Below are 15733 nucleotides of genomic sequence, written 5' to 3' on the forward strand. Positions count from 1 at the left end.
GAGGCACTCGTCCCGGAGCGATCCATTGAAGCTTTCGACGAAGCCATTCTGCTGCGGCTTGCCGGGGCGCGAGAAGTCCATTCTGACCTTGTAATGATATGCCCAGAGGTCCACGATCTGGCCGGTAAATTCACTGCCATAGCACATTGGGAACCGATGTTCCGGAGGTCGTGACCGCCTGCTTGTTTCTCACATGCAGGCGGGCGGTCATGACCGAGCCTTCAGGTCTCTTACAGTGGTTTTGCCGACCACAACTGAAGAGGAGACCGGCCATGACCAAGACGCACCATAAGACAGGGCAACCCGTTCTGGTAGCGATTGATATCGCAAAGCATCGCAATGAAGTTCTGATCGCTGTCCCAGGGAGGCGACGCCGCAAACGCCTCACAGTTCGTAACGTGCGGGAAGATATCGACAGATTTGTCGAGACGCTCACCGCCTTTGGCGTGCCGGTTCAGGTCGGATTTGAGCCGACGGGCGACTACCATCGGCCGCTGGCGTGGCGGCTCCATCAGGCGGGGTTTGAGTTGAAGCTCATTTCTTCGCTGTCGCTGGCACGCACGCGCGAGGCGATGCACAACTCATGGGACAAGAACGATCCGAAGGATGCGCAGGTGATGCTGCATATGATGCAGACTGGGCTAACCCAGATCTGGCATGACCCGCTCGTGCACGGCGTGAACGACATTCAGGAGTTGTCGAAGACACATGCCGTCATATCGCAAACCAAGACGGAGTTCTGGCATCGTTTGAGAACACACTACTTGCCACTCTACTTTCCCGAGGCTGAGCGCTTCATGGGCAACTCGCGCAGCGATTGGTTTCTCGCCTTCCTCGAACAGTTCCCCACGCCGGGATCGATCACGTGCATGTCCGAAGATGCTTTTATCGAAGCGGCCTGGGGTGTTGTCGGCAAGAAGGCATCAATAGCTCGGTTGCTCGCTGATATATACGCCACAGCCGCTGATTCCATTGGCCTGCCGGTCGATCCGGAGACGCCAGCGATCCGCATGTTTTGTCTCGTTCTCGGTCAGGGAAGGCATCTGATTGCCCAACGTGATCAGATCGAACAGCAAGCCAGCGACCTGCTTGGAACACATCCGGACTTCGTACGCTTGAGGACCATCCCAGGCATCGGGCCGATCAACGCGCTCACCATCCTGGCTGAGGCCGGGGACCTGCGCCGCTTCGGGCATCACCGGCAGTTTCTTAAGTTTTGCGGATTCAACCTTTCGACTCAGCAGTCAGGCATATTCCGAGGACAGACCAAACTCTCCAAGTTTGGAAATGCCAGGCTGAGACGGACATTCTGGATGGCGGGACAGGTCGCCATTCGGCAGCGCGAGAACGGCTTCCGCGACAAGTATGAAAGATACATCGCCAGAGATCACAGCGATCCGCACCTGAAGCGCAAGGCACTCACTTCCGTTGCCGCAACGATCGCACGCACCGCACATTCGGTCATCAAGACCGAGACAGATTACCGCCCCTTCTTCGAAGGACGCGGTCCCAGGCGGAAGGACCCCGCTCTGCAAGTGCCGTTGAGGCATGCATCGTCACGACCTCGTAGATAATGTTCGGGTCTTCTGCCTGGGTATTCGGATCTCGTCTTAAGGACGGTGAGGGCCGCAATCCAGCGTACCCTGTATTTGCTATGGAAGAACTGATTCCTTGACGACAGAAGACGCCTGGGTGATTTTACGAACGAGCGGGACGCAGGTTCGCCGTCACGCATCAACGACCTGTTGGCTCATTCCAGCTTTCGTTCTTTTCATAGGACGTAGCACATTCGGAACCAAGGCAGGTCATGGCCGCCTGCGGCGCATTCCGCACGCAGGCAGGAGGCCATGACCGGGCCGCAGGACCTCTTACAGTGGTTATTCCAACCACCACCGAAGAGGAGCAGACCGGCCATGGCCAGGATTCATTCTATCGCACAGGATGCTGTGCTCGTCGCGATCGACATTTCCAAGAAGCGCAATGATGTTCTGATACAGATGCCTGGGTCGCCTCGACGGCGGCGTCTTGTTGTGCTCAACCAGCGCGCAGAGCACGACCGCTTTATTCAACGGCTGAAGGCTTTCGACCGTCCGGTTGTTACGGGGTTTGAGGCAACCGGTAATTATCATCGGGCACTGGCCTGGAGACTGGTCGATGCCGGCATCAAGACACGCCTGATCTCTTCCATGGCACTCGCTCGCCAGCGCGAAGCCATCCACAACGGATGGGACAAGAATGATCCGAAGGATGCCCAGGTTATCCTGCATATGCTGGCGACAGGTCTCAGCCAGGTCTATCTGGATCCCTTGGTCGCCGGCCTCGCAGATATCCAGGAGCTCTCGAAGACGCATGAGGCCGTGTCGAGAGCAAGGACGCAGACCATTCACCGGATCCTGACGCACTATCTGCCACTCTATTTTCCCGAGATCGAGAAGTTCCTGGGAAGCTCCAGGCGCGACTGGTTCTTCGCCCTGCTCGAGACGTTCCCGCCCCCGGCATCGATCACGGCCTTGTCTCCAGAAGCCTTCTCAGCCGCCGCCTGGGACATTGTTGGCAAGAAGGTTTCAAAGGCCAGGTTGATCGTGGACATCTGTGAAACCGCAAAAGAATCAATCGGGTTGCCGGTTCCGGTCGACAGCAGGGCCATCGCGATGTTCCGCATGGTTCTGGCGGAGGCGCGCAGCCTGAACCGCCAGCGCAATACGATCGAAGCGGAAGCTGAAGCCCTTCTGGGCGGAACCCCTGACTTCGAGGCCCTCAAGCAAATCCCCGGCATCGGCCCGATCATCGCCCTGACCATTCTCGCTGAAGCCGGCGACCTGCGCCGGTTTGGTCATCATCGCCAGTTCCTGAAATTCTGCGGCCTGGACCTCTCAACGCATCAGTCCGGCACTTTCCGGGGACAGACGAAACTGTCGAAATACGGCAACGCACGGCTTCGCCGGGCGCTCTGGATGGCCGGCCTGGTCGCGATCCGCCAGAAGGAGAACAATTTCAGGGATAAATATACGCGCTATATCGCCAGGGATCCGGACAATCCCGATCTCCGGCGCAAAGCGCTCACTGCGGTTACCGCCAAGATGGCGCGCACAGCGCATGCCATCATCAAGAGCGGAAAAGCTTACCGCCCCTTCTACGAAGGGGCGGTACCGGGCGGGAGAATCTCTCTCTGATGCGCGCCGTTGAGGCGCCAGTCTATCGGCGACCTCGTAGATAATGTTCGGATCTTCCGCTCGGATCGGCATCCCGTGTTAAGGACGGTAAGGACCAGCGAACCTCACTCGCATGGATCCTGTGTTTGCTATGGCTGCGAGCTCTTCCAGTGCGGCGGAAGCCCACCCGGTAATTGACTTCAAGACCCGTATCTGGAAACTACGGGACGAGGCTTTGCGCCCGAAACCTGCCAAAAGTTCAGAATGTAGGACGTTGTCCGAACGTATGTACCCAGGCGGTCCATGCACGACGAACAGATCGCCCAGCGTGTCGAGGACATCGCGGGAGTTCAGCTTGCGCTCGACGCGGATGGTGAGGCATTCGCGAGTGAACTCATCAATGACGCACAGCATGCGGAAGACCTTCCCATCATGCGTGCGATCCTGGACGAAATCATAGGATCAGACATGCCCCTTGTGCATTGGTCTGATCCGAATGCAGGAGCCGTCACTCAACCAGAGACGGCCACGTTTCGGTTGTTTCATCGGGACCTTCAGCCCTTCACGCCGCCAGATGTGATAGACGCGCTTCTCGCTCACATGCCAGCCACCCCGTCTCAGCAGGGCCGTAATGCGACGATAGCCATACCGGCCGAACCATTCAGCCAGGGTGATGATGGCCGCTGTCAGCACATCCTCATCCTGACGCGGCACGCGCGGCTTGCGCTGGGTGGAACGATGCTGGCCGATTACGCGGCAAGCCCGACGCTCGGTTGCGCCGAATGTCTCCACCACATGATCGACCGCTTCGCGCTTGCGTGAAAGGCTCAGTGGTGTCCCCAGTCAGCGAGCGTGGAGCCGCACAGGCAGTTTCGTGATGCCTCGCACAAGGTTCGAAAACAGACGCTCGGGCTCGCCGGTCACTTCGACCTTCGCGAAACGCTTTTGGATCTCTTCCCAGATAATCCTAAGTTGCAGTTCTGCAAGCCTGTTGCCCATGCAGCGATGGATGCCATAGCCAAAGGACAGGTGATGACGTGGGTTCTTTCGGTCGATTATGAACTGGTCAGCATTCTCGATGACAGACTCATCCCGGTTGCCCGACAGATACCACATCACCACTTTATCACCTTTTTTGATCAGCTTACCGCCAATCTCGTAATCCTGGAGCGCAGTCCGGCGCATATGGGTCAGCGGAGTCTGCCAGCGGATAATCTCTGGCACCATGCTGGTGATCAGCGACGGATCCTCATTCAGCTTGCGATATTCTTCAGGGTTCTGATTAAGGGCGAGCACGCCGCCGCTGATCGAGTTCCGCGTAGTGTCGTTGCCGCCCACAATAAGCAGCAGCAAGTTGCCCAGAAACTCTAGGAAGGGCATGTCCCGCGTCGCCGGAGAATGCGCCATCATGGATATGAGGTCGTTCTTGGGGTCTTGGTTAATACGCTGATCCCAGAGCCCTTTGAAATACATCGCGCATTCAATCAGTTCTTTGCGCCTTGCCTCATAAGATTCGACGATACCGGTTTCAGGCGCGGCCGTTGCGATGTCGGACCAGCGAGTGAGTTTGCGCCGCTCTTCCCAAGGGAAGTCGAACAAGGTCGCAAGGGTCATTGTGGTCAACTCGACCGAGACTTTATTAACCCAGTCGATTTCCTCACCAACCGGCAGATCATCAAGTATCTTGCACGCACGCTCACGGATTGTCGGCTCGAGCAACTGCAAGTTTGACGGCGCGACTGCGGAGTTAACGGCCTTGCGTTGCTGATCGTGCTTGGGCGGATCCATGGCGATGAACATTTCAAGCTCAAGCGCACCTTCCCCCGCATGCATGTCCTGAATGGCAATTCCGCCGAGCTTCGCTTCCGACGAGAAGACTTTGTGATTGGTGTCAACGGCCATGATGTCGTCGAACTTGGTAACCGACCAGTATGGCCCGACTTTGCTCTCAGGACAGTAGTGGACTGGATCCTCTCTGCGCAATCGGTCGAAAAACAGGCCAATTGTATCTTTCTGAAAAAGGCTCGGCCGTGAAACATCGATTTGCTCGATCGGAATGGTCGCGATTTTTTCGGCCGTGTTCAGCTCAATTGTTTCTATACTCATGTTCTATCCTTCAGTCCGTACGCGAAAATAGCGCGCCACCTTCTGGCAAATTAGCGGCCCCGCAACATGCCACTTTTAAATATTATCATACATACTTGACGATTAGTTACAACCATGGAAGCTAAACGCTTGATTTGGCCGTTCATCAGATTAATTATGATAATATATTAGGTTCAAAGATGCAGCCCAGGGCCTATAACGCAAAGAAGGCAAAGCGTGCACTTTCGCTCGCACAAGACATCGTTCGCGACATTGAAGCTGGTGCACGCGTTGCGGGAGACCGGTTGCCACGCGAAGAAGAAATGCTCGCGCGGTACGAAGTCGCCAGAGCAACCTTGCGTGAAGCGCTCCGCTTCCTGGAGCTTCAGGGCGTAATCCACCTTCAATTGGGCCGTGGCGGGGGCCCGGTGGTTGCGCGCCCGCAGTCCGGTGATTTCGCAAATAGTCTTTCTCTCATCCTGCAATTCATGGAAGCAGACCTGAGGGGTCTGCTCGAACTGCGTGAAGCCATAGCGCCGGATGTTGCAGCCTATGCCGCCCAGCGCGCGACCACAGGCGACCTCAGCGCACTCGCCGATTGCCTTAAAGAGCTTGAGCGGAATGAGGCGGGAAGCCAGTTCGAGGAACTTAACCGTCGGTTTCACGACCTGCTCGGTTGGGCCAGCGGCAATCCGCTTTTCGGCCTTCTGACCTCCACCTTGCATTTACTGACCCGCGAATTTTCGCGCTCGCTCGGCTATTCCGCCCAGGAGCGCGCAGTCCAGTTGCGAATCCTGCGCCGCGTTCTGGAAGCGGTACGCACAGGTGATGCCCAGGAAGCGCGGCAGGCCATGGCCCGCCTTGTGTCAGGTTCGGCAAATTATTTAGCTGAACGAAGTCCTGATCTGGTTTCTCAAAAAGTGAGGTGGGGACAAATTTAGAAGACTTGCGAACCGCAATGTCTAAGACGGGAGAATAAATAACATGCCGCTACAAACGCGCATATGCGAAATTCTCGAGATCGAATATCCGATCTTTCTGGCCGGAATGGGCGGGGCAAGTGTCCCCGCGCTCGCGGCCGCGGTATCGAATGCAGGGGGGCTAGGCGTCCTCGGCGCCGCGGCGTGCTCGCCGGACCAGTTACGTAGCTGGATCCGTCAGACCCGCGAGATGACCGACAAGCCGTTCGGGGTGGATACGCTTCTGCCGGCCTCGGTCCGGCGGGGGTCGGCGCCGCAATCCGGTAACGCGCCCGCCAACCCGATGGCAAAAATCGACGAATACAAGGAGTTTACCCGCGATTTCATGGCGCGGGAGAACCTTCCCGAAGTCGATGCTGCAGCAGCGATGCGCGCCGCAGGTTCGCCGGATATGGGCAAGAGCCAGCTCCAGCTATTCTCGAGAGAATTCTTCGAGGCGCAGATGGAGGTGGTGATTGAGGAAAAGGTGCCGGTCTATGCCGCGGGCCTCGGCAATCCCGCGCCCTGGATCGACCGTCTTCACGCCAACGGCACCAAGGTCATGGCGGTGATCGGCAAGGTCAAGCATGCCGAGCAGGTGGTCGATTCCGGTATCGACATGATCGTCGCCCAAGGTCACGACGGCGGCGGCCACAATTCACCTATCGGAACCATGTCGCTTATCCCGCAAGTCGTGGATGCGGTCGGTGATCGGGTGCCCGTGATCGGTGCAGGTGGTATTTCAGATGGGCGCGGTGTCGCGGCGTCGCTGATGTTGGGGGCAGAAGGCGCGTGGATCGGCACCGCATTCCTCGCAACGGACGAAGCAGGCATCGAGCATTTTCAGAAGGAAGCAATCACCGAAAGCGGTGACGCGGATACCGTCGTAAGCCGCTCGTTAACCGGCAAGCCTGCCCGCATGATCCGTAACAAATGGGCCGATGCGTGGGTTGCTGCGGGCAAGGAACCACTGCCCATGCCTTTCCAGTCGATAATTTCAGGTCCGGTTATGGCTTCAGGCCTCAAGGCTGAGCGCAAGGATATCATGCCTGGCTTTGCTGGCCAGGGAATTGGCCTCATCCATTCGATCCGGCCCGCAGCCGAGGTGATGCGTGAACTTGTCGAAGGTGCGGAAGTCGCACTCTCCCGCTCGTTTGTCGGAGACATGCAGTCCAGCCAACAGGACAAGCATCAAAAATGAGCGCCACATCCACCTTCAATTTCAGTGACAGGTCCGCAATCACGGGCGTCGGTGAAACGGCATTCATCAAGGGCGCCGAAAATACCGCGGTCGACATGATGCTCGAAGCTTCCCGCAAGGCGATCGCTGATGCCGGGCTGAAGCCATCCGACATCGACGGCATGGTTCCGCCGCCGATCTACACGACATCGGAAGAAATGGCCGCCAATCTGGGTATCGACGTATTGCGCTATGCGGCTACCGTTCACATGGGCGGAGCCAGCCCGACGACAGCGCTCCAGAACGCGGCGATGGCGATCGCCAGCGGACTTTGTGACCACGTTCTCGTAACGCTGGGCTGGAATGGCTATTCCGCACTCAGGCCCAAGGCCGGTGCCCCGCCTACCCGGCCGATGAACATGAACACTCTGACCAACACCATTCAGGGCTATTACATTCCTTATGGCGTGTTCCTGCCGGTGCAGATGTATGCCTGGCTCGCCATGCGACATTCCAAGCTCCACAGTGTCGGGCCGGACGCGATGGCCGCTGTGGCACTCGCATGTAACCGTCACGCGCAGCTAAATCCGAGAGCCTTCAATTATGGCCGTACATTCGATCTCGAGGCATATCACTCGGCGCGCTGGATATCCGAGCCTTTCCGGCTCTACGATTGCTGCCTGGAAACCGATGGTGCCTGTGCGGTCGTTGTCTCGCGCATGGAACGGGCCAAGGACATGCGGCACGTGCCGGTAAGCATCGCAGGCGCGGCTGAGGGCCACCCCTATCCCGCCGACGACATCCCCTCGCGCCCCGACCCTTTCAAGATCGGCCTCAGCTATGCCGCCCCGCGCGCATTCGAGATGGCAGGCGTCACCCGCGAGGATATGGATTTTCTGCAAATCTACGACTGCTTCTCTTATATCGTGCTGTTGCAGCTTGAAGCGCTCGGTTACTGCGAACCCGGCGGTCAGAGCGAATTCGTCGCTGATGGCCAGATCGAGCTGGGTGGACGCTATCCCATCAACACCCATGGCGGCTTGCTGAGCGAAGCGCATGTCTGGGGCCTCAACCATGTTGTTGAGGCGGTCCGCCAGCTGCGCCACGATTGCGGCGAGCGTCAGGTCGCAGATGCCCAGACCGGCCTCGTGACCGGCTGGGGCGACCTTGGCGACGGGAGTATCGCAATCCTCAGGAGGTTTACGTGAGCGACAAGAACGAACTGCCGCCTAAAATGCGCTTCAAGGCGCAGAAGGCTCCGCCCAAGCCGAAACCGCGCCCGCAGGATCCTATCGAACAGGAATTCTGGAATCGGTGCCAGGATGGCCATCTCTATTTCCAGCGTTGCAGCGATTGCGGCACCCTCCGCCACCTGCCTCGTTATATGTGCGCGAAGTGTGGCTCACCGGAATTTTCGTGGGAGCGCAGCACTGGCAAGGGTACGCTTTTTTCCTGGACCATCACCCACCAGGCCCTGCACCCGGCATTTGCCGCCGACATTCCCTTCGTGGCTGCGGTGGTTGAACTCGAAGAGGGTGTACGCATGGCCACTCGTCTGATCGATTGTGACCATGATAGCCTCAGGCTCGACCTTCCTGTAGAATTGACATTCGAAACAATCGGGGACGACTTCCGTCTGCCCGTTTTCCGTCCCTGCGAGGAATAGAAGCGATATGGATCTCGATTACGGCCCCGAATACGACACATTCCGTCAACAGGTGCGCGATTTCATCGAAGCGCATAGCCACCTTGCGCCGCCGTGTGCGACTCGGGCAGCCCGCCCTTCACCCGAAGCCGTCAAATGGCAGAAGCTGCTGATCGAAAACGGGTACACTGCCCGCACGATCCCGGCGGAGTATGGCGGCTACGGCGCGGAACCCGACATCCTCAAATCGCGCATCATCTCCGAGGAGTTTTCACGGGCCGGGGTGCCGGGCGGGCTCACGAACCAGGGCATCTCGATGCTCGTCCCGACTTTGCTGGAACTCGGCACCGAGGAGCAGAAGCAACGCTGGATCGAACCCACGCTGAAAGGCGAGATCGTATGGTGCCAGGGCTATTCTGAACCCGGTGCCGGATCGGACCTGGCCAGCCTCAAGACCAGGGCGCGAGTCGAAGACGGCAATTTCGTCATCAATGGCCAGAAAATCTGGACCAGCACGGCGAAGCAGGCCGACATGATCTTCTGCCTCGTAAGGACCGAGCCCGACGCACCAAAACACCGCGGTATTTCCTACCTGATCTTCTCGATGGACACACCGGGTATCGAGGTTCGTCCTTTGAAGACGATGACAGGCCACGCCGAATTCAATGAGACATTCTTCACCAATGTCCGCGTTCCGGTGGACCAGATTGTAGGGGCGCGGGGCCAGGGCTGGCTCGTGGCGAATGCAACCCTCGGCCATGAGCGCGGAATGCTGGGTGATCCCGGCGCGCTCGAAAACCGGCTACAGGCACTGATCGCCCTGATGCAGGAAGAGCGTATCGGACAGGCCCGCGCAATCGACAATCCGGTTCTGCGAGATCGGCTGTTGGCGCTCCAGGCCGAGGTGTCAGCGATGAAATGCAATGGGATGCGTATCCTTTCGAACAGCCTCAAGGGTGAGTCAGGCGGCATGGCGAAGCTAATCGTCAAGCTGCAAAGCTGTGAGATTGCCCACCAGATTTCAGCACTGGCGATCGACGCCATGGGTGAGATAGGCACGCTTTACCATGGCAGCCCGCGAGAGCGCGAAGGAGGCGCGTGGCAATGGAACTACATGTTCCAGCTCGGTCTCATAATAGGCGGCGGCACCGCGCAGATTCAGAAAAACATCATCGCCGAACGTGGCCTCGAAATGCCGCGCGAACCGAAGCTCGCAAAGGTTTCGGATGCGGCGAAAGCAACCGCAGACATAGAGCGTCACAAACAGGGATCAGCCTAATGGATTTCGGATTATCTCAGGACCAGCAGATGTTACGTGATGCGGTTGCCCGTTGTCTTGCGGACACCTGCCCGCTCGATCATGTCCGCGAATGCGCCGAACTGGACAATCCACTCAGCGACAAAGTGCTCGGCGCCGTTCAGGACTTGGGAATTCCCGGAATGCTGGTACCTGAAGAGCATGGCGGCCTCGGTATGACCCTTCTCGACGCTGCCATAGTTGCCGAACAGCTCGCCTATATGGTCGCGCCAGTGCCTTTTCTCGCCAGTCATGTACTTGCGCCTATCGCGCTGAGCGAGGCTGGTAGCGAAGAACAAAAAGCACAATGGCTACCGAAGATCGCGAACGGCGAGGCGCGTATCGCTGTCGCGATTTCCGAGACGGTCGAGGCGCGCGACGGGGCGGGCGTTTCCTCTGCTGATGGGAAGCTCAGCGGAACCGCCCTGTTCTGCCTGGATTTCGAGGGAGCTGACGCTTACATCGTAGCCGACGCTGGCGGCCGGCTGCACCTCGTTACAGCCGATGCCCTCAAACTGGAGACGATCCGGCTGACGACCATTGATCGCACCCGCAGTGTCGGGGAATTGCGTTTCGAACAGACAGAGGCAGAACCGCTTATTGACGATAACGGCGCGACAACGGCCCGGTTGCGCGATGCGGGCCGTGTGATCTTAGCTGCTGACAGCCTTGGCGCAGGCCAGGCCATGATCGAAAAGGCTGTCGATTATTCTGGCCAGCGCGAGCAGTTTGGCCGGCTCATCGGCAGTTTCCAGGCCGTCAAGCACATGTGCGCGGAGATGGCCGCACGTCATGAGCCATGCCGCTCGCTTGTCTGGTATGCGGCCCACGCCTTCGATTCGATACCGGAGGATGCATCCATTTTCGCCTGCCATGCCAAATCACACACAGGCGAAGTCCATCGCTTTGTCGCCCGCACCTCCACCGAAGTGCATGGCGGAATGGGATTTACGGACCTGATGGGTCTTCATTACTGGTTCAAACGTATTGGCTTCGACCGGCAAGCGCTTGGAGGCCCCGAAACGGTGCGGGCCGAATTGGCAGCCCTACAGGGTTGGATAAAAGCCCCGTAATACACTCATTGTATACGGCTGCGAGATTTGCGGCCCAGTCTTGAAGGAATCAAGCAACATGATCGAATGGAATCTCGGCGACATTCTCGACGCAATCGAGCCCGCCATGCCTCAAGACGCTCCGGCCTTGATACACGGCGACCGGATCATCACTTGGCCCGAAATGTCCGCGCGCTCGAACAATGTCGCGCGCGCGTTGCGACAACGCGGAGCTAGCGACGGCGCCAAGGTGGCTTTCTACATGCGCAACCGCCCTGAATATGGTGAGCTGATGGCGGCCTGCTTTAAGGGGCGGTTGACTCATGTGAACATCAATTACCGCTATCGCCCCGAAGAAGTTTTTTACATTTTTGATGATTCTGACAGCGAGGTGATTATTTATAGTTCGGAGTTCCGTGACTGTATCGTCGAACTCAAGGACCGGCTCGGAAAGGTTCACACCTTCGTTGAAATTGGCGATGCTTCGCAAATCGCACCTTTTGCGATCCCTTATGAAATTCTCGCGCAGGAAGGTGATGGATCAGCGCTCGGCATCACGCGCTCGCCTGACGATTTGCTCTTCATTTATACCGGCGGCACGACAGGGATGCCCAAGGGCGTGATGTGGCGTCACGACGATATGCGCAAGGCGCAACTGGACGCCCAGAAGCTGCTCGGCCCCGTTCCGCAAACAGTCGAGGAAAACGTCGCCCTAATCACCAGTCAAGGGCCGGGCAGACGTACACTTCCCTCCTGCCCGTTAATGCACGGGACAGGCTTCATCACTGCGATCGGCACGCTCATGTCGGGCGGTGCCATCGTGACTCTGTCGGACCCATCTTTCGATGCGCTTGAATTGTGGGAGACGGTTGATACGCACAAGGTGGAAAGCATTTCAATTGTGGGCGACGCTTTTGCCAAACCGATGTTGCAGGCGCTGGACGATAATCCCGGTCGCTGGGACACAAACAGCCTTGTCTCCATTGTTTCATCCGGCGTGATGTGGAGCAAGGAGGTCAAGGCTGGCCTGTGCAAGCATATCCCCCAAGCGGTGCTGATGGACAGCTTTGGCGCTTCCGAAGGGCTCGGCTTCGGCCTCTCCGTCACAACCGCAGATGGGGGTACGAACACCGCGAAATTCGGGATCGGTGAATTCTGCGATGTCTTCGATGAATACGACCAGAAAGTAACGCCGGGCAGCGGCGTACCGGGATATATCGCTCGCAAGGGCGCAATCCCGGCGGGTTATTACAAGGATCCCGAAAAGTCCGCCAAGACCTTCCGCACTATCGACGGGGTGCGCTATTCGATTCCAGGCGACTGGTGCACGGTCGAAGCCGATGGCAGCCTGACCCTGCTGGGCCGTGGCAGCGTGTGCATCAACACGGCTGGTGAAAAGGTCTATCCGGAAGAAGTCGAGGAAGTCCTCAAGACCCATCCCGCCATCGCTGACGCGCTGGTCGTGGGCGTGCCGAGTGAAAAATGGGGCCAGGCCGTCATCGCCGTCGTGCACCTGAGTGGCGACGCTGCATTCGACGAGCAAGGCGTCAAAGACCATGTTCGTCAGCAATTGGCCGGCTACAAAACGCCAAAGGCCATCCATCCAACGGAAACAGCCCTGCGCGCATCCAACGGCAAGGCCGACTATGCAACAGCGAAAGCAATCGCCGAGCGTTTGACGGTCGCGTGATGAGCAAGCGGGCTTCTCCTGATTACGACGCCCTAATCGTCGGTGCCGGCTTCAGCGGCATCTACCTGTTACACAAGTTACGTAACGCCGGGTTCAACGTGTTGCTGGTGGATGCTGCGGCCGAGCCGGGCGGTATCTGGTATTGGAATTGCTATCCGGGCGCACGAGTGGATTCGCAGGTGCCGATCTACGAGTACTCAATACCTGAAGTGTGGAAATCATGGACCTGGAGCGAACGATTTCCCGGATGGAAAGAGCTAAGAGCGTATTTCCATCATGTTTGTAATACACTCAAGCTGTGGCCCATGATGCGCATGGGGTCACGGGTCACAGGCGCGAACTATGAGCAAGCGGCGCAGCAATGGCGCCTGCAACTCAACGGAGAGGAAACTGTTACGACACGGTTCCTCTTGCCCGCTATTGGTTTCGCATCAAAGCCGCATATCCCTGATTTTCCCGGCATTGAGGATTTCGAAGGCGAATGGTTTCACACGGCGCGCTGGCCACAACAGGGGGGCGATCTCAGCGGACGCAAGATTGCCTTGATCGGCACCGGGGCAAGCGGTGTGCAAGTCGCGCAGGAAGCCGCGAAGTCCGCATCGAAGCTGACCCTATTTCAAAGAACACCAATCCTGGCGCTGCCCATGCGGCAGCAAAAGCTATCAAAGGAAGATCAAGAACGCGACAAGCAGGATTATGCTGCTATCTTCGAAACGCGCAAGCAGACCAGCGGAGGGTTCGAATCTCAATCGCTGGACGTTTCGGCGCTCGAAGTTGACGAGAAAGAGCGCACCGCACACTTCGAATATCTGTGGCAGAAAGGCGGCCTCAGGTTCTGGTATCACAATTTCGCCGACCTGCTGATCAATCGCGAAGCGAACCGCTACGCCTATGATTTCTGGCGAAACAAGGTTTGCGACAGGATCTCCGATCCCAATCTTGTTGAACAGCTCGCGCCTTCCGAACCACCCCATCCATTCGGCACGAAGAGACCTTCGCTCGAGCAGTGTTATTACGAGATTTTCGCGCAGGATAATGTCGATCTGGTCGATCTGAAGGCAACCCCCATCACCCAGATCAAACCGCACGCGATAGAGACCGCTGACGGCGAGGTGGAATGCGACCTCATCGTTTACGCCACCGGCTTCGATGCCGGGCGCGGCGGCATGGTCGATATGAACATCACGGGGACGAACGGCCTGTCTGTTTCACAAGCTTGGGAAGACGGGTTACGCGCCTATCTCGGCATGGCGATAGCAGACTTTCCAAACATGCTGTTTGCATACGGTCCACTTAGCCCGTCAGGTTTCTCGAACGGCCCGACCAGCGCAGAGATACAGGGTGACTGGATCTGTGACTTTCTCGTCTGGATGCGGGACAATGACAGTAATCAATTCGAAGCCTGTGCGACCGCAGAAGCTGACTGGACCAAAATGGTTGCCCAGGCCGGCGCCATGACACTGTTTCCAGAAGCGAATTCCTGGTACATGGGCGCAAATATCCCTGGCAGGAAGCGTCAGCTGATCAACTTTCCAAGCGTGTCTGGATACGTCGCACTCTGCGAAGAAGTAGCGAACGAGGGGTATCGCGGCTTCATGATCGACAAACCCACCAGCAACGAACAGATGATGGAATGAGTATGTTAACCAAAGTGACAGTTTTTCCCGACGATATCAGCCCCGTCTGGGCTGGAGATGGTTCGCATCTGCCGGAATGGTTTGTGTCGGCCCTGAAAGTGCCGCGCGAGGAAGGTTATGTGGAGATCGACAATGCTAAAGTGCATTACTTTCGCTGGGGCGACCGCAGCAAGCCGAAAGTGCTTATGACACATGGCTTTCTCTCCCACGCGCGCTGCTTTGCCTTCATCGCCCCATTCCTCGCCGAAGACTATGACGTTGTCGCGTTCGATCTCGCCGGCATGGGCGACTCGGAGATGCGTGGGCAGGCCGATCCAGAAGCGAGAGGGCGCGAATTTGTTGAGATTGCCGAGGCGCTCAATCTGTTTGCAGATGGCCACAAACCCACCATCGTCGCGCACAGTTTCGGTTCCGGCGCAGCGCTCACTGCCGTGACGCAATCGCCCGATCACTTCTCCGGCCTCGTAATTTGTGATCTCATGGTCATGCGCGCCGAGCTCCTGGAGCAATACTGGAACCAACGCCGTTCCAGCCCGGGGTCAGGTGATCCTGACAAGCCCAAGCGGTCCTACGCGAGCTATGAAGAGGCGCGCAAAAGATACGTCCTTTCCCCGCCCCAGCCGGTTGGCGAGCCTTTCCTCCTAGATTACATGGCCTATCATTCTATGCGGCGCGACGGAGACAACTGGACATGGAAATTCTCACCCGAGGTATTCCGGCGAAGCAATAAGTCAGAGGAATGGCTCACTATCGGCCAGCGACTCGTGAATGCGCCGGGTCGCAAGACCATCGTTCATGGTGCCAAGAGTCAGCTCTTTACCAAGGATTCGGCTGACTACATCCGTGAGCTAGGGGGCGGTGACATCCCAATTATCGCCGTACCTGAGGCGCGCCACCATTTGATGCTCGATCAGCCATTGGCATTCGTGACCGCACTCCTGAGTATTCTGCACCTCTGGGAGAATAAGTAGACCAGCCCCTCATGCCGCTGAACCAAGCTTCGAAGTGACCTGCTCCCCGAAAAATCCCTCGTTTG

At 57.8% G+C, this 15733-nt stretch carries 11 protein-coding genes and 3 pseudogenes; 11 read left to right on the top strand and 3 right to left on the bottom strand.

From position 1 onward, the window contains the following. Positions 1 to 138, bottom strand: a pseudogene (locus tag HY36_RS18140) (integrase core domain-containing protein); the annotation flags it as partial. A gap of 134 nt (positions 139 to 272) precedes the next feature. Here HY36_RS18140 and HY36_RS09710 point away from each other — a divergent pair. Then, positions 273 to 1545, top strand: a pseudogene (locus HY36_RS09710) (IS110 family transposase). A 368-nt stretch (positions 1546 to 1913) separates the two neighbouring features. Further along, on the top strand, positions 1914 to 3173 hold the full coding sequence (locus HY36_RS09715; RefSeq protein WP_035551926.1) for an IS110 family transposase: 1260 nt from the start codon (positions 1914 to 1916) through the stop codon (positions 3171 to 3173). A gap of 252 nt (positions 3174 to 3425) precedes the next feature. Here HY36_RS09715 and HY36_RS18745 read toward each other — a convergent pair. Next, a pseudogene (locus HY36_RS18745) lies at positions 3426 to 3992 on the bottom strand (IS3 family transposase); the annotation flags it as partial. Between the two features lie 3 nt (positions 3993 to 3995). After that, positions 3996 to 5258 carry a cytochrome P450 gene (locus HY36_RS09725; protein ID WP_035551931.1) on the bottom strand — a complete coding sequence of 421 codons (1263 nt, stop codon included), beginning with the start codon at positions 5256 to 5258 and terminating at the stop codon, positions 3996 to 3998. 179 nt (positions 5259 to 5437) lie between these two features. Between HY36_RS09725 and HY36_RS09730 the strand changes: the two genes are divergently transcribed. Genes HY36_RS09730 through HY36_RS09770 form a run of 9 tightly spaced genes read left to right on the top strand, consistent with a single transcriptional unit; the run spans position 5438 to position 15668 of the window. Then, complete coding sequence (locus HY36_RS09730) at positions 5438 to 6178, top strand: FadR/GntR family transcriptional regulator (RefSeq protein ID WP_034766458.1); 741 nt, start codon at positions 5438 to 5440, stop codon at positions 6176 to 6178. A 43-nt stretch (positions 6179 to 6221) separates the two neighbouring features. Continuing rightward, positions 6222 to 7397: an NAD(P)H-dependent flavin oxidoreductase gene (locus tag HY36_RS09735; RefSeq protein WP_051599952.1), complete on the top strand. Its 1176-nt coding sequence runs from the start codon at positions 6222 to 6224 to the stop codon at positions 7395 to 7397. Continuing rightward, positions 7394 to 8584: a thiolase C-terminal domain-containing protein gene (locus HY36_RS09740; RefSeq protein ID WP_034766457.1), complete on the top strand. Its 1191-nt coding sequence runs from the start codon at positions 7394 to 7396 to the stop codon at positions 8582 to 8584. The genes HY36_RS09735 and HY36_RS09740 overlap by 4 nt, the downstream gene beginning before the upstream one ends. Further along, entirely contained in the window at positions 8581 to 9042 is a 462-nt protein-coding gene (locus HY36_RS09745) for a Zn-ribbon domain-containing OB-fold protein (protein WP_081806136.1), read from the top strand. The genes HY36_RS09740 and HY36_RS09745 overlap by 4 nt, the downstream gene beginning before the upstream one ends. 7 nt (positions 9043 to 9049) lie before the next feature. Then, complete coding sequence (locus HY36_RS09750; protein ID WP_034766456.1) at positions 9050 to 10300, top strand: acyl-CoA dehydrogenase family protein; 1251 nt, start codon at positions 9050 to 9052, stop codon at positions 10298 to 10300. Then, entirely contained in the window at positions 10300 to 11391 is a 1092-nt protein-coding gene (locus tag HY36_RS09755; RefSeq protein WP_034766455.1) for an acyl-CoA dehydrogenase family protein, read from the top strand. The genes HY36_RS09750 and HY36_RS09755 overlap by 1 nt, the downstream gene beginning before the upstream one ends. Before the next feature lie 58 nt (positions 11392 to 11449). After that, positions 11450 to 13060 (top strand): acyl-CoA synthetase, encoded by a 1611-nt coding sequence (locus HY36_RS09760; RefSeq protein ID WP_034766454.1) that lies wholly within the window; start codon positions 11450 to 11452, stop codon positions 13058 to 13060. Further along, a complete protein-coding gene (locus tag HY36_RS09765) occupies positions 13060 to 14697 on the top strand; it encodes a flavin-containing monooxygenase (protein WP_034766453.1) in 1638 nt (545 codons plus the stop codon). The genes HY36_RS09760 and HY36_RS09765 overlap by 1 nt, the downstream gene beginning before the upstream one ends. Beyond that, entirely contained in the window at positions 14694 to 15668 is a 975-nt protein-coding gene (locus HY36_RS09770) for an alpha/beta fold hydrolase (RefSeq protein ID WP_035551935.1), read from the top strand. Before HY36_RS09765 ends, HY36_RS09770 begins: the two co-directional genes overlap by 4 nt. The last annotated feature ends 65 nt before the right edge of the window (positions 15669 to 15733 follow it).

Source organism: Hyphomonas atlantica corrig. (assembly GCF_000682715.1).
In the GTDB taxonomy this organism is placed as follows: Bacteria; Pseudomonadota; Alphaproteobacteria; order Caulobacterales; family Hyphomonadaceae; genus Hyphomonas; species Hyphomonas atlantica.